The sequence below is a fragment of the Roseateles sp. genome (assembly GCF_039595295.1).
Classification (GTDB): Bacteria; Pseudomonadota; Gammaproteobacteria; order Burkholderiales; family Burkholderiaceae_C; genus Roseateles.
In genome coordinates this window covers 37,235-56,932 of the sequence record NZ_JBCNLU010000007.1, presented here as the reverse complement: position 1 = coordinate 56,932, position 19,698 = coordinate 37,235, and the positions used below count along the sequence as shown (strand labels likewise).

15 protein-coding genes and 1 tRNA gene are annotated in these 19,698 nt (G+C 69.2%); 6 read left to right on the top strand and 10 right to left on the bottom strand.

Annotation, left to right across the window (positions count from 1 at the left end; all coding sequences use genetic code 11):
• Window positions 1–657: 657 nt before the first annotated feature.
• From ABDW59_RS07465 to rsmB, 6 genes are all read right to left on the bottom strand, one after another.
• Window positions 658–1,641, bottom strand: a complete 984-nt coding sequence (locus tag ABDW59_RS07465; RefSeq protein WP_343628962.1) for a DUF6538 domain-containing protein — start codon at window positions 1,639–1,641, stop codon at window positions 658–660.
• Window positions 1,642–1,792: 151 nt separating this feature from the next.
• Window positions 1,793–1,868: transfer RNA gene (locus tag ABDW59_RS07460), tRNA-Phe, on the bottom strand.
• Window positions 1,869–1,943: 75 nt separating this feature from the next.
• A complete protein-coding gene (locus ABDW59_RS07455; RefSeq protein WP_343628961.1) occupies window positions 1,944–2,675 on the bottom strand; it encodes a response regulator in 732 nt (243 codons plus the stop codon).
• Window positions 2,676–2,681: 6 nt separating this feature from the next.
• Window positions 2,682–4,931: an ATP-binding protein gene (locus tag ABDW59_RS07450; protein WP_343628960.1), complete on the bottom strand. Its 2,250-nt coding sequence runs from the start codon at window positions 4,929–4,931 to the stop codon at window positions 2,682–2,684.
• A gap of 36 nt (window positions 4,932–4,967) precedes the next feature.
• The gene (locus ABDW59_RS07445; RefSeq protein WP_343628959.1) at window positions 4,968–5,582 is read right to left on the bottom strand and encodes a DUF4390 domain-containing protein; all 615 of its coding nucleotides are present in this window, start codon (window positions 5,580–5,582) and stop codon (window positions 4,968–4,970) included.
• An 18-nt stretch (window positions 5,583–5,600) separates the two neighbouring features.
• Complete coding sequence (rsmB, locus tag ABDW59_RS07440; RefSeq protein WP_343628958.1) at window positions 5,601–6,995, bottom strand: 16S rRNA (cytosine(967)-C(5))-methyltransferase RsmB; 1,395 nt, start codon at window positions 6,993–6,995, stop codon at window positions 5,601–5,603.
• 182 nt (window positions 6,996–7,177) lie between these two features.
• On the opposite strand from rsmB, the gene folE reads away from it, so the two are divergent.
• Window positions 7,178–7,894 (top strand): GTP cyclohydrolase I, encoded by a 717-nt coding sequence (folE, locus tag ABDW59_RS07435; RefSeq protein WP_067069428.1) that lies wholly within the window; start codon window positions 7,178–7,180, stop codon window positions 7,892–7,894.
• A 51-nt stretch (window positions 7,895–7,945) separates the two neighbouring features.
• On the opposite strand, the gene ABDW59_RS07430 is transcribed toward folE, so the two are convergent.
• A complete protein-coding gene (locus tag ABDW59_RS07430) occupies window positions 7,946–8,488 on the bottom strand; it encodes a LemA family protein (RefSeq protein ID WP_343628956.1) in 543 nt (180 codons plus the stop codon).
• The gene (gene queC, locus ABDW59_RS07425; RefSeq protein WP_343628955.1) at window positions 8,488–9,249 is read right to left on the bottom strand and encodes a 7-cyano-7-deazaguanine synthase QueC; all 762 of its coding nucleotides are present in this window, start codon (window positions 9,247–9,249) and stop codon (window positions 8,488–8,490) included. The genes ABDW59_RS07430 and queC overlap by 1 nt, the downstream gene beginning before the upstream one ends.
• 78 nt (window positions 9,250–9,327) lie before the next feature.
• Here queC and ABDW59_RS07420 point away from each other — a divergent pair, with 78 nt between their 5' ends.
• Window positions 9,328–11,004, top strand: a complete 1,677-nt coding sequence (locus ABDW59_RS07420; RefSeq protein WP_343628954.1) for a DUF4139 domain-containing protein — start codon at window positions 9,328–9,330, stop codon at window positions 11,002–11,004.
• A 64-nt stretch (window positions 11,005–11,068) separates the two neighbouring features.
• On the opposite strand, the gene ABDW59_RS07415 is transcribed toward ABDW59_RS07420, so the two are convergent.
• Window positions 11,069–12,343 carry a glutamate-5-semialdehyde dehydrogenase gene (locus ABDW59_RS07415; RefSeq protein WP_343628953.1) on the bottom strand — a complete coding sequence of 425 codons (1,275 nt, stop codon included), beginning with the start codon at window positions 12,341–12,343 and terminating at the stop codon, window positions 11,069–11,071.
• A gap of 481 nt (window positions 12,344–12,824) precedes the next feature.
• Here ABDW59_RS07415 and ABDW59_RS07410 point away from each other — a divergent pair, with 481 nt between their 5' ends.
• Genes ABDW59_RS07410 through ABDW59_RS07400 form a run of 3 tightly spaced genes read left to right on the top strand, consistent with a single transcriptional unit; the run spans window position 12,825 to window position 16,407 of the window.
• On the top strand, window positions 12,825–13,241 hold the full coding sequence (locus ABDW59_RS07410) for a BlaI/MecI/CopY family transcriptional regulator (protein WP_343628952.1): 417 nt from the start codon (window positions 12,825–12,827) through the stop codon (window positions 13,239–13,241).
• Entirely contained in the window at window positions 13,234–15,771 is a 2,538-nt protein-coding gene (locus ABDW59_RS07405; protein WP_343628951.1) for a M56 family metallopeptidase, read from the top strand. The genes ABDW59_RS07410 and ABDW59_RS07405 overlap by 8 nt, the downstream gene beginning before the upstream one ends.
• A 15-nt stretch (window positions 15,772–15,786) precedes the next feature.
• Entirely contained in the window at window positions 15,787–16,407 is a 621-nt protein-coding gene (locus ABDW59_RS07400; RefSeq protein ID WP_343628949.1) for a LysE family translocator, read from the top strand.
• 272 nt (window positions 16,408–16,679) lie between these two features.
• Here ABDW59_RS07400 and tkt read toward each other — a convergent pair whose 3' ends face one another.
• The gene (gene tkt, locus ABDW59_RS07395) at window positions 16,680–18,740 is read right to left on the bottom strand and encodes a transketolase (protein ID WP_343628948.1); all 2,061 of its coding nucleotides are present in this window, start codon (window positions 18,738–18,740) and stop codon (window positions 16,680–16,682) included.
• A 239-nt stretch (window positions 18,741–18,979) separates the two neighbouring features.
• Between tkt and murU the strand changes: the two genes are divergently transcribed.
• Entirely contained in the window at window positions 18,980–19,672 is a 693-nt protein-coding gene (gene murU / locus ABDW59_RS07390; RefSeq protein ID WP_343628947.1) for an N-acetylmuramate alpha-1-phosphate uridylyltransferase MurU, read from the top strand.
• Window positions 19,673–19,698: the final 26 nt, after the last annotated feature.

Below are 19,698 nucleotides of genomic sequence, written 5' to 3'. Positions count from 1 at the left end.
CCACAAAGCAGAAAGCCCGGCATTGCCGGGCTTTCTTGATTCTGGTGGCCAAGGGCGGAATCGAACCACCGACACGCCATCGAATCGCTAAGCCATTGATTTGTATGGGTTGAATTCGAGAAGAAGAGCCGGCAGTGTACCAGTCCGGTGTACTCCTCGCCGGGAGATGTGCAAGAGCGGTCACGTTGCTTGCTTCCGCCAACGACATGAGTGCTCAAGGCGAAGGAGCCGCTTGGACGCAGGCCATGGCAAGCCTGGCGGAGGCCCGCGCGAGGGGTGTCTTTGGCGCCATGGCTCCTACCGATCTGGAAATGGTCTTCGTCAGAGCGGCGTTTCAGTCTCTTCAGTACACCCGCGAGCGACCTTATCGAGATGCAGTCTTGCTCCAAGCGTCCGCTCTCTGTGCACTCAACTCGCGGGCTTTATCAGGTTCGTCGAAGTGATCACCTGCTCGTACGCGACCTAAATTTGCTGCTGGCTTGCGAGGGGGCACCTTCAAGAACGGGCTGCTGTCCTCCCCCCTGGTGGGGCCCTGCGATGGCGACAGTGCCCCGCCAGTGATCTGGTACCGGATATAGGCTCACATCCGAGCCATGCACCCCCGACCGACGGCAACCTTGGCGGTCTGCGGGCGGAACGTTTGACAAATTCCCTAATCTACATACGTAGAGGGGAGGACTGAAGGATCGTGCTGATGAGTGAACGGAATGCAATTGACCTGCTTGACGCCGACATGGGCGACTTCTCGCTCGCTGAGAAAAAAACGGCTCCCGCATCGAAGCGTCGGCCCTTCGACCCAATAGACGCCCTGAAACGGGCTATGGCGGCCCGGTCAATGGCGGGCAACTCCACGTCCCCGACGATCTCAATAAATCGCTCCACGGTCGATCTGAAGGCTCCCACGGTGCGGCGCGTCGCCCTGTTGTCGCCGTCGTTCAGAATCTTCTCGGCGGCGTACGACTCGAACAGCGGCCCCAGCTTCATCGACTTCGATTTCTCCGGCTTCGCCGCCTCCAACTGCAGGGGCTGGATGGGGGTCAGGCCTTGCCCGGGCGGGACATAGTTGCCCTCCTGCCGCTGGAGCGCCCAGTCGGACAATCTATGCAGATGCTCGGCGAAGGCGCTCCTCAAACGCGACAGGCTCGCACCAGGTGCCGGCATCGGTTGGTTGAGAGCGCGAAGGCTTTTCCGAATGTGGGGATCGACAACTAGGCCCCAATCCTCGCCGGGGTCAATGTCGTCGTCGTTGTCGGCGCCTTCTTGAAGCGTCACGAACATCGGGCCGCCTACCGCAGGGCCGTCGGGTGGATCGAATTCCCAGCCGGGGCCTGTGGCGAGCATGGACTCGAAAGAGCCATCGCGCTCCATCCGGCTCTGTTCCTCGCGGAACCAGCGCGAAGCGATCTGCTGAGCGTCCTGGACGCTGATGGGTGTTGCGGCGCCTGTGGCGTTGGCTCGGGCGAGTGCAAAGACTTGGTCTGACGTGGCCCACGCCAGGACAAATGCTCCTTTGGCCGTGGCTAGATCGCGCGTCCCGAGGGAGCGCTTGTACTCACGGCCCAGCGCTTCTCGGAGTTCGCGCGGCACCTTGCGTCGGATGTAGTAGATGCCAGTGTCGGGGTGCTTAAACGGGTCGGCCATGAGAGGGCGGCGGCGAGGCTTGCGAGAGGTCGCGAGTCTAGGGCGAGAGGGCATTGGTGTACCTGTTCGGTGTACCAAACCAACGTGCTTAGCGATGCGCCGGAAAGCAAAAAGCCCCTGACTCCGTTAGGAATCAAGGGCTTAGCATTCTTGGTGGCCAAGGGCGGAATCGAACCACCGACACGCGGATTTTCAATCCGCTGCTCTACCAACTGAGCTACTTGGCCGTGAGACTGAGTCTCTCTTCGCTGTTCCGAGTCTCGCGACGCGCTTGCTGAACAGCGAAGACCACGACTATAACACTAAATTCCGGTCCCGCGCTTGTTTCTTGAAAGATCGACGCCGAGCTGCTTCAGCTTCCGATACAGATGGGTGCGTTCCAGCCCCGTCTTCTCGGCCACCCGGGTCATCGAGCCGTTCTCCTTGGCCAGATGGAATTCGAAGTAGCTCTTCTCGAACGCGTCGCGCGCCTCGCGCAGCGGACGGTCCAGCTCGAAGACCTGCTCCGAGGCCAGGCCCTGTTGATGCGGCATCGGCGTCACCGGCGCCAGTCCGGCCGACGCCATCGGCAGCACGCCAGGGACGGCTTGAGGCATCGCTTCCGGACGCGGATAGCTCGTCGGCGCCGCGCCCAGCACCGGGGTCGCGACCGGAGGGACCGGACGCGGCGTCGTCTTCACCAGCGCCTGCTCGACCGCGCGCAGCAGCTTCTGCAGGGTGATGGGCTTTTCCAGGAAGGCCATCGCGCCAAACTTGGTCGCCTCGACCGCCGTGTCGATCGTGCCGTGGCCGCTCATCATGATGACCGGCATGGTCAGCAGACCGGTGCTGCCCCATTCCTTGAGCAGCGTCACGCCGTCGACGTCCGGCATCCAGATGTCCAGCAGCACCAGGTCGGGCCGGCTGCGCTCGCGGCTGGCGCGCGCCTCCTGCGCGTTCTTCGCCAGTTCGATGGTGTGCCCCTCGTCCGAGAGGATTTCAGACAAGAGGGCGCGGATGCCCAGTTCGTCGTCAACAACAAGAATGGTTGCCATGTATGCCTACTGTTCACGCGGCCGAGGCGCGTCCTGCGCAGGGCTCGGTGCAGTCGCGAGTTTTGAAAATGATAACGAAACTTGCGCGCCGCTCGGCGGCTGTTCGCTGTCGCTCCCGGGGTGCAGATTCACGATGCGGATGCGCGCGCCGTGCTCATCAGCGATTTTCTTCACCACCGCCAGTCCCAATCCCGTTCCCTTGGTCTTGGTCGTGACGTAAGGCTCGAAGGCGCGCTGGAGCACGTTCTCCGCGAAGCCGTGACCGTTGTCGGTGATCACCAGCCGCAGCCCGCGCAGCTCGCCCGCCTCGTTGACCGCCTTCTGCGTGCGGACCGTGACGCGTCCGCCGGGGCGCTCGCTGACCGCGTCCAGCGCGTTCTGCACCAAGTTGTGGATGACCTGGCGCAGCTGCGGCGCGTCGCCCATGATCGCGGGCGGATCCGCCGCCAGATCGGCCACCAGCTGGCCCGCCTCCTGGGCCGGCGCATACAGCATCAGCACCTCGCCCACCAGCTCGTTCAGGTCGAGCGCCGCCAGCTTGGCCGCCGGCAGCCGGGCGTAGTCGCGGAACTCGTTGACCAGCTGCTTCATCGCCTGCACCTGGTTGACGATGGTGCCCACCGCGCGCACCAGCATCGCCTGGTCCGTGCCCTCGAGCTTGGACTCCAGCTTGAACTGCAGCCGCTCGGCCGAGAGCTGGATCGGCGTCAGCGGGTTCTTGATCTCATGCGCCAGACGCCGCGCCACTTCGCTCCAGGCCGCCGAACGCTGCGCCGACACGACCTCGCTGATGTCGTCGAAGACCAGCAGGCGCGCGTCCAGCGGCAGCGAGGCGCCGCGCACCAGCAGGGTCAGCGCGGTCTTCTCGTCGAGCTGCAGTTCGAAGGAGTCCTGCCAGTGCTCGCGCTCGCCGGATTCGGGGCCCTGCATCTCGAAGCGCTGCCAGATGTCGCGCGAGAACGCGACCAACGCGGGCAGCTCGTCCAGCGGCCGGCCGACGTAGGCAGACATCGGCAGCTTCAGGATGCGCGTGGCGCCGGGGTTGACGGTCTCGATGCGGCGCTCGCGGTCGAACACGATCACGCCGGCGGTCAGGTTGTCCAGGATGGTCTGCACATGCGTGCGCGCGCTCTCGAGCTGTGTCACGCTGAGCTCGACCTGCGCCCGCGCGTCCGCCAGCTGCTGCGTCATGTCGGCGAAGGAGCGTGTCAGCCCGCCCAGCTCGTCGCGGGAGCGGAACACCGGCTTGGCCTTGAGGTCGCCGGTCGCGACCTCGCGCATGCCCTCGGCCAGCAGCAGCAGCGGCTGCACCAGCTGGTTCGACAAGGCCACCGCCAGCAGCAGCGCGGCGAACACCGCCAGGATCAGCACCAGCGTCAGCGTTCCCAGATACATGCGCCGAAGCCCGTCGCGCAGCAGCGAGCGCTGCAGGTACTCCTGGTTGGCGGTGGAGACGTTCAGCGCGTTGCTGACCACCTTGCCGGAGATCTGCTTGACCACCATCAGGTAGCGGTCGCTGTTGGTCAGTTGCAGCGCGCTGCTGGGGAGCAGCGCCAGCGCCCTGATGCGCGCCTCGCCCAGTACGGCCTGTTGCTCGTCCTCCAGCCCTTCCAGCCGCGAGGCCACGCCGTTGGCGCGCGCCTGCGACAGCAGCGAGGCGGCGGGGCGCTGGGGGAGCTCGCTGGAATCGCCGCCGGCCGACAGCAGCACCTGGCCGTTGTTGCCCACCAGCGCGACGCTGCGCGCGCCCATCTGATCGCGCAGCCGCTCCAGCGCCAGCGGGGCGAGCGCGCCGTCCTCCCAGCGCTCGGCGGCGGCGCGGGTGCGGGTGACCAGCTCGCTGCGCAGGTTCTCCAGCGTGTCCTGGCCCAGCGCCAGGCCGGCTTCCAGCGCGCTGGCCAGGCGCTGGTCGAAGAGGCTCTCGATGCTGCGGTTCACGAATTGATAGCTGACCGTGTAGATCAGCAGTCCCGGCACTACGCCGACGAAGGCGAAGATGCCCGCCAGCTTGAGCAGCAGCCTCGAGCCGAAACGCCCGCGCTTGACCCGCAGCGCCAGTCGCGTGCCGGCCACGCCGATGACGATGATCAGCGCGGTGGCGACGGCGACGTTGACCCAGAACAGCCAGAGGTAGTGGCGCTCCAGGAAGCCGCGCTGCGCGGTGGTGCTGATGGACAGCAGGAAGGCCAGCATCCCGCTGGCACCCGCGATCGCGGCCACGGAGATCAACCACGCCAGGCGTGCCGACTTGGTCACTGGTCAGAGTCCTCGGTGTTCAGCACGGATCCGCGCTCAGGGCTGCGGCTTGTTGGGCGGAGGCGTGGAGGGCGCGTCCAGATTGAGCGTCAGCGTGTGGTCCGCCGACAACGTCCAGCCCTGGCTCCCGCCCAGTCCGATCTGCATCGGTCGAGGGAGCTGCGTGGTGTCAAGCTTGTAGCTGAACTCCAGGTAGTAGCGGCCGCCGTCCTCGATGTCCTTGGCATCGGCCACGCGCCAGCCCGAGACGCCGCGCAGCGAGGCGATGGCCTCGCCCAGCGTGTCGAAGCTCTGATGCAGGCCGCCGGTGCTGACACGGTACTGGCGGGTCAGGGGTTGCCAGGTCAGGCGCCAGGTGCGGCTGACCTGCGAGATGCGCGCGTCGCGCCAGTACCAGCGGCTGCGCAAGACCTGGACATCGGCGACGAAGTAGATCGCCACGCCCTTGAGCAGCGCGTCTTCGGCGGCCTTCGGGAGCTCGAAGCGCGTGCTGAAGCTCAGCGCCAGACCGTCCTCGACCCGCTCGGCATTGAGCAACTGCAGCGCCACGCCCTGCGCCAGCGCCCAGCCGTGCAACAGCAGCAGCGCCCCGACAAGAGTCAGGCGCCGCCACCAGGCACGCAGCGGATCGGGACGGTCGGAACGGCTCACGCGGGGTCGAGTCGGGGTTTACAGAGGAGACGAGGACGGCGATTTCTGCAGCAGGGCGTAGTAGAAGCCGTCGGTGACGGCCGGCGCGCCCCGCGGCGCGTCCTCGTTCGCGTCATTGTCGGCCAGCGGCAGCAGATGCCCGGCGCCCCGGTCGAACTCTCGTGAACGCGCATCGCCATGACGTTGCAAAAACGCGTCGATCTGGTCCTGGCCCTCGGCCTTGAAGACGGAGCAGGTGGCGTACAGCAGACGCCCGCCCGGCTTGAGCAGCGGCCACAGCGCCTCCAGCAGCTCGGCCTGGATCTTGGCCAGCGACGGGATGTCGCCCGGCCGGCGCAGCCATCGCACATCCGGATGGCGACGCACGATGCCTGAGGCGCTGCAGGGGGCGTCCAGCAGGATGGCGTCGAAGGGGCGACCGTCCCACCAGGCGGCGGTGTCGCGCGCGTCGGCCGCCTTCACGGCGCCGGTCAGCGAGAGCCGGCCCAGGTTCTGGCTGACGCGTTCCAGGCGCTTGGCGTCGGCGTCCACTGCCAGCAGATCGAGCGCGTTTCCCGCCAATTCCTGCAGATGCGCGGTCTTGCCGCCCGGCGCGGCGCAGGCATCCAGCACGCGGGCGCCGGCGCCGAGCTCGGCCCAGGTCTCGCCCGGGGCCAGGTCTTGCGGGCGGCGCCGACCCAGCAGCAGCGGCGCGGCCAGTTGGGCCGAGGCATCCTGCACCGAAGCATGGCCGGCGTCGAAACCGGGCAGGGCCTGGACCGGGCGGGGCTCGTCCAGCACCAGGGCCTGCGGGAAGAGCTCGCCGGCCGGGCGGGCGGCGATGCCTGCCTCGGCCAGACGCGCCAGATAGCCGGCGGCGTCGCCATGGGCCGGATTGACGCGCAGCGTCATCGGCGGGCGCTGCTGATTGGCCTCGAGCAGGCCGCGCCATGATTCGGGCCAATCAGCGGACAGGCGTTCCTGCCACCAGCGCGGATGGTTGTAGCGGGCGACCGGGTCGGACTCGATCTGGGCGACCAGCGCATCGCGCTCGCGCAGGAAGCGGCGCAGCACCGCGTTGACGAAGCCCGCGCTGTTGGCGGCGCGCTGGCGCACCGCGTGCACGGTCTGGTCGACCAGCGTGTGCTCGGCATAGGCGGTCTCGCCCGGCCAGAGCAGCGCGATCGCGGTGACCAGCAGAGCGTCGACGCGGGGCGGCGGATTCTTGGGCGCCAGCTTGGCGCGCACGGCCTGCGCGGCGCCCAGGCGGCGCAGCGCGGTGAAGCTCAGCGCCTGCGCGCCGGGGCGCAGATCGGGCGGGCAGCGGGACAGCCAGTCGGTCAGCGATTGGCCGTCGCGCACGGCCTGGACGGCATCGGCGCATTGGGCCAGCAGACGGTGCAGCGGCGGGGAGGAAGTCGGAGGGGCAGACACCGGCGGAGTTTAAAGGGGGCCTGCCCGCACGGTGCCGCGGATCGCCCGGTGCACCCGATGCGCCCCATGCGCCCGATACGGCCTTGCTTTCGCAATGCCATGCGGAACCGAAGACAATCGCCGCTTTCCTTCACGACGACCCGGATGCCGGCGGCCGCGACGGCGCGCCGGACACGCACTTCATGACAGGCACTCCCATCCTGAGCCCCGAGGACCTGGCGGCGCTGCCGGCCTCCGACCGCATCCGCTATCGCCTGGTCCAGGCCGGCCGCCGCCATCACGCCAACGACAACATCGCCGGCTTCATCGAGGACGGCGAACTCCAGCAGCTGCAGGACGAGGTGCAGGCCAAGATGCAGGAGGTCCTGCAAGCCCTGGTGATCGACACCGTCAGCGATCACAACACGCAGGAGACCGCCAAGCGCGTGGCCAAGATGTTCGTGCGCGAGGTCTTCGCGGGCCGCTACGCCGCGGCGCCGGCGGTCACGGAGTTCCCCAATGCCGAGCGGCTCAACGAGCTGATGATCGTCGGCCCGATCACCGTGCGCAGCGCCTGTTCGCACCACCTGTGCCCGATCATCGGCAAGGTCTGGATCGGCCTGCTGCCCAGCGAGCACTCGAATCTGATCGGCCTGTCCAAGTACGCGCGCCTGACCGAATGGATCATGAGCCGCCCGCAGATCCAGGAAGAGGCCGTCGTCATGCTGGCCAACGAGCTGGAGTCCCGCGTGAATCCCGACGGCCTGGCCATCGTGATGGACGCGGACCACTTCTGCATGCACTGGCGCGGCGTGAAGGACATGGACTCGACCATGATCAACAGCGTGATGCGCGGTTCCTTCCTGAAGGATCCGACGCTGCGGGCCGAGTTCCTCTCGCTGATCCGCAAGAAGGGCTGAAGCCCGAGGGCCGACGCGACGGCGGGATGCCGTCGCGGGCCCGGCGCGCGCTCAGAGGCTGCGCGCCTCGCCGAAACCGACGAAGCTCATCAGCACCCGCGTCGGGAACTGGCGCACCGCCTCGTTGTAGGCCGTCACGGCCTGATTGAAGACCTGACGCGAGAACGCCCGCTGACGCTCGATCAGCTTGAGCTCCTCGACCGCGCCGCCCAGGTCCGGGTCGGCGCTGAGCTCGGCGTGATGCTCGACCAGCGACACCAGCCGCGTCAGCGCCGCGCCGTGCACCGCGGCGGCCACCGCCAGCTGCGCCACGGGATCCGCCGCCTGCGGCCGCGCGCGCACCGCCTGCGCGGCGGTCTTGGCCTCGGCCTGAGCGGCGGCCAGCGCGTCCAGGCTGGCCTGCTCGCTGGGCAGCCGCTCGCGCAGCCGCTCCAGCAGCAGATCGGCCTGCGTGAAGCGACGGGTCAGCGCGTCGTCGAATTGGGCGAAGGCCTTGGCGATGTCATTGCGCAGCAGCATGACCCGGTTGTAGGCGCCGATGCACCAGAACAGCAGCACCGCGCCCAGGCCCCACAGCCACCAGTTCCAGTGCATCAGGCCCCCAGCGCGATGCCGGCCGCCTTGGCGTCCTGGAACTCGCGCCATCCCTTGGCGCGCAGCTCGCAGGCGGGGCAGTGGCCGCAGCCCCAGCCCCAGTCATGGCGCGTCTTGCGCTCGCCCAGATAACAGGTGTGGGTGTGCTCGACGATCAGGTCGTTGAGCGCCTCGCCGCCCAGGGTCTCGGTCAGGGACCAGGTCTGCGCCTTGGTCAGGAACATCAGCGGCGTGTCCAGCGTCATCGGCGTGTCCAGGCCAAGCGAGAGCGCCACCTGCAGCGCCTTGAGCGTGTTGTCGCGGCAGTCGGGATAGCCGGAGAAATCGGTCTCGCACATGCCGCCCACCAGGACCGACGCGCCGCGGCGGTAGGCCAGGGTCGCGGCGAAGGTCAGGAAGAGCAGGTTGCGGCCGGGGACGAAGGTGTTGGGCAGGCCGTTGGCCTGGAGCTCGATGGCGCGTTCCTGCGTCAGCGCGGTGTCGGAGATCTGGCCCAGCAGGCTCAGGTCCAGCAGATGATCCTCGCCCAGCTTGGGCGCCCAGTGCGGGAACTGCGCGGCGATCTCGGCGCGCACGGTCTTGCGGCAGTCCAGCTCGACGCGGTGGCGCTGGCCGTAGTCGAAGCCCAGGGTCTCGACCTCGGCGAAGCGCTCCAGCGCCCAAGCCAAGCAGGCGGTGGAGTCCTGGCCGCCGGAGAAGAGCACCAGCGCCTTGCGGCGCGAAGCGTGGACGGGAGGAATCGGGGAAGTGGCGTCGGACATGGGACAGCAGCGGGTTCTTGGGCAGCCGGAAGTGTGCCAGCACCGTGCTACCGTCGTCGGCCACAGGGAGGAAATCCAATGCAACGACGTATCCCCAAGCACCGCCCGACCGTGGGCCGCCGCCTCATGGCCCGGAGGGTGCCGGGCGGCGCCGCCGTGACCGCCATCGCCGCCATGACGGCGCTCACCGTCACCGGCATCGCGGCGCCCGCCGCCTTCGCGCAAGCAAGCCAGACTGGACAGACGGCGCAGTCATCGCCGATCTCGCAGGTGCTGCTCTATCCGGGCGGCGCGCAGATCGACCGCACGCTGAGCGTGGCCACCGGCGCGACGCAGCTGCGCCTGGCCTGCCTGCCCGCGACGCTGGAGCGCGACTCCATCCAGCTGCAAGGCCCCGCGCACATCGCGTTGGGCGAGCTGCAGCTGGAGAACGTCCCCCGCGCCCAACTGCCCGAGTGCCGCCCCGCCGATCCGCGTGTGCGCGAGCTGGAAGCGCAGCGCGCGACGCTGGAGGCCGAGCAGGGCGGGGTCGAGGTCTCGCTGGGCTACTTGAAGAACCTCTCGGACCGCGACGCCAAGGGCGGCCCGGCGCTGGGCGCGACGCTGGACTCGCTGCGACGCAATGCGCAGGACCTGCTCACCCGCCAGCAGGCCCTGAAGCTGAAGATGACCGAGCTGGACGCGCAGCTCGCCGCCGCCAAGGCCGATCTGGCGCAGCCCGAAGGCGGGCAGGTGTCGGTGCTGCGGGTGCGGCTGTCCGCGCCGCAATCCGGCGAGCTGCAACTGCGCTACCGGGTGCCTGACAGCGGCTGGAGCCCGCAGTACCGCGCCCGCCTGGACACGACCGCGGGCACGCTGCTCGTCGAGCGCGTCGCCCAGATCGCGCAGAACAGCGGCGAGGACTGGACCCAGGTCCGGCTGCGCCTGTCGACCGCCCAGCCGCGTCAGCCGGTGTCCTCGCGCAGCCTGGCGCCCTGGACGCTGGCCTTGCTGCCGCCGGTGCAGGCCGAGGCACGCGCCTTCGCCGCACCGGCCCCTGCGGCTCCCGCGGCGATCGAGATGCGTCCCTCCGCGCCGCTGCAGCGCGTGGCAGTCACCGGCAGCGCGGTGCGTTTCGATGCCAGCGTCTTCCAGGGCGAGTTCGCCACCGAGTACGAGCTGCCGCAGCGCGTCACGCTGCGCGGCAACGGCCAGAGCACGACGGTGAGCCTGGGCAGTCAGTCGATGACGGCGAAGGTGGTGTCGCGCGTGCAGCCGCAGATCGAGGCGGCCGCCTATCTGCTGGCCGAGGTCCCCCGCCCCGAAGGCGCCTGGCCGCGCGGCACGGTGCAGCTGTTCCGCGACGGGACGCTGATTGGCGAGACCTCGCTGGCGCTCGGCACCAACAAGACGCTGTACCTGCCCTTCGGCCGCGACGAGCGCCTGCGCGTGCGCGTGGATCCGGAGAAGCGTGAAGGGGCCGATGCCGGCTTCATCGGCGCGCGCCGCGACCAGCAGCTGACGCGCCAATGGCAGGTCGAGAACCTGGGCAAGCGACCGGTGACCTTGCAGGTGCTGGAAGCGGCGCCCGTGTCGCAGCACGAGGACATCCGCGTCGAGACCCGCTTCGCGCCGCCGGTGACCGAGGCCAACTGGCGCGAGCAGACTGGCATCCAGTTGTGGGAGCTGCCGCTGGCGGCCGGCGCGACGCAGGCCTTCCAGGCGGTCTACAAGATCAGCGTCCCGAAGGACGCGCGCGTCAGCGGCATGCGCTGATCGGCCAAACGCCATCCCGGGCCCGGCGCGGCCCGGGGGCGCCGCGGCGGGCTTCAGCGGCGGATCAGCGCCTGATCTCGCCCTGTCCCAGCACTACCCACTTCATCGAGGTCAGGCCTTCCAGCCCCACCGGCCCGCGGGCGTGGAACTTGTCGGTGGAGATGCCGATCTCCGCGCCCAGTCCATACTCGAAGCCGTCGGCGAAACGCGTGCTGGCGTTGACCATCACGCTGGCCGAGTCGACCTCGCGCAGGAAGCGCATCGCGTGGACGTGGTTCGTCGTCAGGATCGCGTCGGTGTGATGCGAGCCGTGGCGGTTGATGTGGGCGATGGCCTCGTCCAGCCCGTCCACCACCTTGATGCTGATGACGGGCGCGAGGTATTCGGTGTCCCAATCCTCGGGCGTCGCGGGCTTGAGCAGCTCGCGCGGGACGGCTTCCAGATGCGCGAGCGCGCGCTCGCAGCCGCGCATCTCGACGCCCTTGGCCGCGAAGACCATGCCGATGCGCGGCAGGAAATGCGCGGCCTGCGCGGCGTGGACCAGCAGTGACTCGGTCGCGTTGCAGGGGCTGTACTTCTGGGTCTTGGCGTTGTCGACGACGGTGACGGCCAGGTCGAGGTCGACCTCGGCGTCCACGTAGCTGTGGCAGTTGCCGTCCAGGTGCTTGATGACGGGCACGCGGGCCTCGCGGCTGATGCGCTCGATCAGGCCCTTGCCGCCGCGCGGAATGATCACGTCGACGAAGGCCGGCATCGCGATCAGCAGCCCGACCGCCGCGCGGTCGGTGGTGTTGATCAGCTGCACCGCGTCGCGCGGCAGGCCGGCTTCTTCGAGCGAGTCCGCCACCAGCGCGGCTAGCGCCAGGTTGCTGTGCAGCGCCTCGGAGCCGCCGCGCAGGATGCAGGCATTGCCGCTCTTGATCGCGAGCGAGGCGGCCTCGATGGTCACGTTGGGGCGGCTCTCGTAGATCATGCCGAACACGCCCAGCGGGACGCGCATCTGGCCGACGCTGATGCCGGTGGGGCGGCGCTTCACGCCGGTGATCTCGCCGATCGGATCGGGCATGGCGGCGATCTGCTCGCAACCTTCGGCGACCGTGGCCAGGACCTTGGGGGTGAGGCGCAGGCGGTCGACCATGGGGGCATCCAGGCCGGCTTGGACCGCGGCGGACAGGTCGCGTTCGTTGGCGGCGGACAGCGACGGACCGGCCTCGCGGAGGCGGCGGGCGAGCGCGAGCAGGGCGGTGTTCTTCGCGGCGGTCGGCGCGGCGGCCATCAGCGTCGCGGCCGCGCGGGCCGCCTCGCCGACGCCGGTCATGTAGGCGTTGAGGTCGGTCATAGGGCGTCGATTCTGACCGAAGGGCCATGGGGGCCCTCCCGAGGGGCCATCGCAAGCGGAAAGCGGAGCCTTCGTGCGGGGGGCGGAAAGGTGTCACCCATGTCCAGGCACAGCTGTCACCCATGTCCTGGCACATGTGCTTCATGCCCGCGATCCGCTTTTCTGGCCCCTCGCCCGCGGGGCGGGAGAGGGCGGGGGAGAGGGTGGGAGCGTGGCATCGCTCGGTCCCCGTCGGCTGCTTGCGTTGGAGCCCGAAGACCCTCTCCCCTGCCCTCTCCCGCAAGCGGGCGAGGGGGCCTCGGCGGCGAGGGGAGGCGCTCGGCGGCAAGGGGAGCTCCGCGGTGAGGGGCTCCCCGGTGAGGAGGCGCTCGGCGGGTGAGGGTGCCATTTCTCACCCCGGGAATGTCCCAGGATGGTGGTCCTTGCATCCGTCCGATTTCATCTTCTACAGTCGTAGTACGACAGCTGTAGAAGCGTAGGGATGGCGATGGACGAGATCAACGACGGCGACGGCAAGGGCGACGTCTCGCTCAGCGAGTTGCAACTCGCGCTGATGCGCGTGCTGTGGACGCGCGGGCAGGCCAGCACGGCCGAGGTGGCGGAAGCGCTGCGTGAGCAGCAGCGGCCGCTGGCCCACACCACCGTGGCGACGCTGCTGACGCGGCTCGAAAAACGCGGCCTGCTGCTGAGCGAGCGCGACGGCCGCGCGCTGGTCTACCGCCCCGCGGTGAGCGAGCCCGAGGTGCAGCGCTCCATGGTGTCGGGGCTGCTGAGCACGCTCTTCGGCGGCCAGCCCGCGGCGCTGCTCAGCCATCTGGTGGCCGAGGGCGAACTCGGCGATGACGACCTCGCCCAGATGCGGGCGCTGCTGAACAAGAAGGGCGGGCGCCATGCTTGAACTCCTCACCGGTTGGTTGCTGAACTACCTGCTGCACAGCACCGTGCTGCTGGGCGGCGTCTGGGCGCTGGAGCGTCTGGGCGTGCTCAAGCACCCCGCATGGCGCGAGCTCTGCTGGCGCTGGGCCTTCTTCGGCGCCGTGCTGACCGCGAGCGCGCAACCGCTGTTGCAGTTCTCCGGCGTGGGCCTGCCCGTGAAGGGACTGGGCACCAGCGTCGAGGCGCCGAGGAACTCGACCACGGGCCGCGATCGCGCGGTCCCGGGGGGCGTGACGGTCGTGACCAGTCAGGATGTGAACGGCGCGGCGGTCACCACCGTCACCGCGTCCGGCGAGCAAGCGGACGCGGCGGCGCGGAACTCGACCGAGAGCGAGTCTGGCGCGCCGACGTCAGCGCGCTACGCCGCCCCCGACGTCGAGGCCTCCCGTTCCACGCCGACCCCGACTCCGACGCCCACCGCGACCCCGACTCCGACCGGGGAGACACGCGCGGCCGACCGTCTGGCCGCCGTGACCGATCGCCTCTTCGATCTCTCCAGCGAGAACGCCCAGCGCCGCTGGGAAGACCTGCGCACCGCCGTGGCCGCTTTCGTGCTGGCCTGGCCGCTGCTCGCCGCCTGGGGCCTGTTGCTGACGCTGGCGCGCTGGATCGCGCTGCGCCGTCAGGTGCGGGCGTTGCCGCTGGCCGACGACGCCGAACTGCAAGCCGCCGCCGAGGACCTCGCGGGGCGCGCCGGCGTGCCGATGCCGACACTGCGCATCAGCCCGCTCTGGCCGAGCCCGCTGGTCGCGCCGGGTGCCCAGATCTGTCTGCCGGCGACGCTGATGCGGCGTCTGGAGGCCGGGCAGCGGGTGGCCGTGCTCGCGCATGAGATCGCGCATCTGCGCCGTCGCGATGTGGCGTGGCGGCTGGCCGCGCGCCTCGTCGCGCATGTGGGCTGGTTGCAGCCCTTGAACCGCCTGGCGCTGCGCCGACTGGATCTGCTGGCGGAGCTCGCCTGCGACGCCTGGGCCGCCGAGGAAGCCGGCGCGATGCCGCTGGCGCAAGGCCTGTACGTCTGCGCGAGCGACCGCGCCGCGCATGTCGCGAGCCGCGCGACTCGTCGTGCGAGCCGTGCCCCGCTGCTGCGCTGGATGCCCCTGCGCGGGGCGGCCCCGATGCCGGCGCTGGCCAGTGCGATGGCCGCCGCCCGTTCCCCGTTGATGCAGCGCATGCACGCGCTGCTGGAGGATGCCCCGATGAGCGATTCCCCTTCTCCCGCCAAGCGCCGTGCCGGTCGCTGGCTGCTGGCCGGCGGCCTGTGCGCCGTCGCGCTGGCCGTGCCGATGATCGTGATCGGCAAGGTGCCGCGCATCAGCCTGGACATCGGCGGCGCCGTGGCCAGCCTGTCCGGCGCCAAGGTCACGCGCCAGGTGAGCATCTCCAATGGACATGAGCGGCGCGTCAGCTACGAGGGCGAGCTGGTCTTCAACGACGAGGGCAATGAGCTGGTGTCGCTGGACCATCAGCTGGTGGTGACGGAGCGCACCGGCGGCGTGACGCGCAAGCTGGAGGTGATGCGCGACGGCAAGGACGGCATGACGCGCAAGTACTCGGTCGACGGCAAGTCCAAACCGATCGACGAGGAGGGGCGCCGCTGGATCGCGGAGCAGCTGTCGCTGGTGTCGGAATCGGCGCAGGGCAGCGAGAAGCGGGCGCGGCGCCTGATGGAGAAGGGCGGTGTCGAGGCGGTGCTGGCCGACGTGGCCAAGGCGCAGGAGCCGATGACGCGCCGCAGTCGCATCGAGGGCCTGCTCGCCACGGGGCCGCAGGACGACGCGACAATGGCGCGGTTGATCGCGATGACCGGCGATTTCGGCGGCGACGACTTCCAGCGTCGGACCGCGTTGATCGCGCTGATCGAGCATCAGGCGCTCAAGCCCGCGCATCAGCGGGAGGTGCTGCGGGTGGTGAATCAGCTGCACAGCGGCTTTGAGCGGCGGACCGTGCTGGTGGCGCTGGCGCCCAAGCTGGCGGGTGATCGCGAGGTGATGGCGGCTTGGCAGCAGGCGGTGCAGGGCGTGGATGGCGACTTCGACAAGCGGGTGGCGATCGTCGCGCTGATCGAGGAGGGCGAGGCGGCGGATCCGGTTCGGATGCGGGCGGCGCTGGATGCGAGCCAGTTGGTCGGCGGTGACTTTGACCGGCGCACGGTGCTGGAGGCGGTGAGCCAGCGCGATGGGGGCGTGCCCAAGGGCGAGGTGGCTCGGTATGCCGACGCGGTGCGCGGGATGTCCAGCGACTTCGATCGGCGGGTGGCCTTGAACGCCCTGATGGACGGGACCAAGGTCGATCGCGAGGTTGTCACGCAGGTGCTGCGCGCGGTGGACGGAATGAGCGGGTTTGATCGGACGGAGGTGCTGACGAATCTGGCGTCGCACATGCCGGCGGATCCGGCGTTGATCGAGCAGTGCCGCAAGGCGGCGCGTGGGTTGAGCACGCATGAGCGCGGGCGGGTCGAGGAGGCCTTGGATCAGTTGACGCCGGCTTGATCCAGAATGCGCCCCATGGCGCTGCACACCTGGACCCTCTATCTGCTGGCTGTCCTCGGCCTGTCCCTCACCCCCGGCCCGAACAGCCTGCTCGTACTCGCGCACGGCGCGTCGCACGGCAGCCGCCGCACGCTCTGGACCATCGCGGGCGGCGCCTTGGGCTTCGCCTCGCTGATCGGTCTCTCGATGCTCGGCATCGGCGCCTTGCTCCAGACCACCGCCAGCGCGCTTCTCGTGCTCAAGATCGTCGGCGGCGCCTACCTGATCTGGCTGGGCATCCAGCTGTGGCGCTCACCCTCCATCCAACTGCGCCCCGCCGATACCGGCGCGGCCGTTGCCCACGTGCGCGGCCGTGTGCTGTTCCGCCAGGGCCTGCTGTCCGCCGTCTCCAACCCCAAGGTGCTGCTGTTCTACGGCGCCTTTCTGCCCCAGTTCATCGACCCGCAGCGCGACCTCTGGATCCAGTTCGCACAGCTCGCCGCGACCTTCGTCCTCATCGAGGCTCTCGTCGAATTCGTGATCGCCAGCCTCGCCCACCGCGTGCGCCCCTGGCTGGAGCGTTCTGGCCGCGGCTTCAACCGCGTCTGCGGCGTGCTCTTCGGCGCGATGGGCGCCGCGCTGCCGCTGACCCGCTGACCCGCTGACCCGCTGACCCGCTGACCCGCTGACCCGCTGACCCGCTGACCCGCTGACCCGCTGACCCGCTGACCCGCTGACCCGCTGACGCGTTGACGCGTTGACGCGTTGACCCGCTGAGACGTCGTCACCGCCCGCTGTGCAAGCCGGAGCGCGTCTTACTCCCTCGCCCGCTTGCGGGAGAGGGCGGGGGAGAGGGTCTTCGGAAACGAAAAAGGGTGCCTCCCGGCACCCCTCGTCGTCGTCAGCGGGCCCTCAAGCCCGCGTGCCGATCAGCGCTTCAGACGCGCTTCGCCGATGGCGACCTTGACGGTGTCGGCAACGTTCTCAGCGGTGAAGCCGAACAGCTTGAACAGCACGTTGGCCGGGGCCGATTCCCCGTAGGTGTCGATGCCGACGACGGCCGACACGCCGTACTTCCACCAGTAGTCAGTCACGCCGGCCTCGACGGCCACGCGCGGCAGACCCGCCGGCAGCACGCTCTGCTTGTACTTGGCGTCCTGGCGGTCGAAGACCTGCGTGCAGGGCATGGAGACCACGCGCACCGCGATGCCGGCCACGGCCAGCTGCTGCTGCGCCTGCAGCGCCAACTGCACTTCCGAGCCGGTGGCGATGATGACGGCTTGCGCCTTCTTCTTCAGGCCGACGGCGGCCGGCTCGCTCAGGACATAGCCGCCCTGGGTGATGGCGTCCACCGCTTCGCCGGTCTTGGCGGCGTAGGGCAGGTTCTGGCGGCTCAGGGCCAGCACGCTGGGGCGCTGACCATTGGCCAGGGCCATGGTCCAGGCCACGGCGGTTTCCGCCGTGTCGGCCGGACGCCAGACATCCAGACCGGGGATCAGACGCAGGCTGGAAACGTGCTCGACGGACTGGTGCGTCGGGCCGTCTTCGCCCAGGCCGATGGAGTCGTGCGTGAACACGTGGATCACGCGCTGCTTCATCAGCGCGGCCATGCGGATGGCGTTGCGGCTGTAGTCGCTGAAAGTGAGGAACGTGCCGCCGTAGGGAATGAAGCCGCCGTGCAGCGCGACGCCGTTCATGATCGCGGCCATGCCGAACTCGCGCACGCCGTAGTTGATGTGGCGGCCGCCATTGGTGCTGCCGTCTTCCTCGATGCGGAAGGCGGGCGTGCTCTTGGTGTTGGTCAGGTTGGAGCCGGTCAGGTCGGCCGAGCCGCCCAGCAGCTCCGGCATCGCGGCGGTGAAGGCTTCCAGCGCGATCTGGCTGGCCTTGCGGGTAGCGACGGTCTCGGCCTTGTCGTGCGCGCCGATGACGGCTTGCGCGGCGACGTCGGCGAAGTTGGCCGGCAGCACGCCGGCGATGCGGCGCGAGTACTCGGCGGCCAGTTCCGGGAACTGGGCGGCGTAGGCGTCGAACTTGTCGTCCCAAGCCTTCTCGAAGCCCTCGCCGGCGGCCTTGGCGTCCCAGTCGGCATAGACCTCGGCGGGCAGCACGAAGGGCTCGTGGGTCCAGCCCAGGGCTTCGCGGGTCAGCTTGATTTCCTCGGCGCCGAGCGGCTCGCCGTGGGCCTTGGAGGTGTTGGCGCGGTTGGGGCTGCCCTTGCCGATGTGGGTCTTGGCGATGATCAGCGAGGGCTTGTCCTTGCTGGTCTTGGCCAGGGCGATGGCGGCGTCCACGGCGTCGACGTCATGGCCGTCGACCGGACCGACCACGTTCCAGCCGTAGGCCTGGAAGCGCTTGGCGGTGTCGTCGCCGAACCAGGGGCCCACTTGGCCGTCGATGGAGATGCCGTTGTCGTCGTAGATGGCGATCAGCTTGTTCAGCTTCCAGGAACCGGCCAGCGAGCACGCTTCATGGCTGATGCCCTCCATCAGGCAGCCGTCGCCCAGGAACACGTAGGTGTGGTGGTCGACGATGGCGTGGCCGTCGCGGTTGAACTCCTTGGCCAGTTGCTTCTCAGCCAGGGCCAGACCGACGGCGTTGGTGATGCCTTGGCCGAGCGGACCGGTGGTGGTCTCGACGCCCGGGGTGATGCCGACTTCCGGATGGCCGGGGGTCTTGGAGTGCAGCTGGCGGAAGGCCTTGAGCTGCTCGATCGGCAGGTCGTAGCCGGTCAGGTGCAGCAGGGCGTAGATCAGCATCGAGCCGTGGCCGTTGGACAGCACGAAGCGGTCGCGGTCGGCCCACTGCGGATTGGCCGGGTTGTGGCGCAGATGGCGCTTCCAGAGCGCCACGGCGATGTCGGCCATGCCCATGGGGGCGCCCGGGTGGCCGGAGTTGGCCTGCTGGACGGCGTCCATCGCCAGGGCACGGATGGCGTTGGCCATCTGGGTGGTGTTCGGGGTGACGACTGCGGCGCTGGTCTCGGACATGGCGGTCTCGGGCGGGAGTTGGGGCAAACCCGGCATTCTAGTGACTCCCCGCAAACTCGCTTTGGGCGCGGCGTGGTGTTGCGAATCCTCGCCATAGCTGGGCTATGGCTCCGGTTCGCGCCTAGCGCCGCATCCCAAAGCGAGTCCGCGGGGAGTCACTAGACCGAGCCTATGGCGAAGGGGCCTGCTGCGTCCTGTTGGCGGACCTAAACTGCCGGTCCAATCTCAGGACTTGATTGATGCGAGCCATGATTCTCGCGGCCGGGCGCGGCGAGCGCATGCGGCCGTTGACCGACCACACGCCCAAACCGCTGCTGAAGGTGCGCGGCAAGCCGCTGATCGAGTGGCACATCGAGGCCTTCGCGCGCGCCGGGATCCGGGACATCGTGATCAACACGGCCTGGCTGCACGAGCAGTTCGAGGCGACGCTGGGCAATGGATCGCGCTTGGGCGTGCGGCTGCATTACAGCCATGAGGGCGAGCGATTCGGACAGGCGCTGGAGACGGGCGGCGGCATCGCGACCGCGCTGGATCTGCTGTGCGCCGACGGCGACGACGCCTTCTGGGCGGTCTCGGCGGACATCTTCATGCCGCAGTTCGTCTTCGACCGGGCGCAGGCGGAGGCTTTCGCCGAGAGCGCGCTGCTGGCGCATCTGTGGTTCGTGCCGAAGCAGCCGCGGCATCCGGCCGGGGATTTCGGGATCGACGCGGAGGGCTTCGCGACCCTCGACGGCGACAAGCAGGTCTACAGCAACATCGGCTTGTACAAGCGCGCGTTCTTCGACGGCGTGAAGCCGGGCGTGCATGAGCGCATCCGGGTGGCGCTGGATCGGGCGATCGCGGCCCGCGCGGTCAGCGCGGAGATCTACGAAGGGCCGTGGGTGAACGTGGGGTCGGTGGAGCAGTTGGAGACGCTCAACGCGGTGGGTTGAGTCCACGCCGATTTGAGATCGCAGAT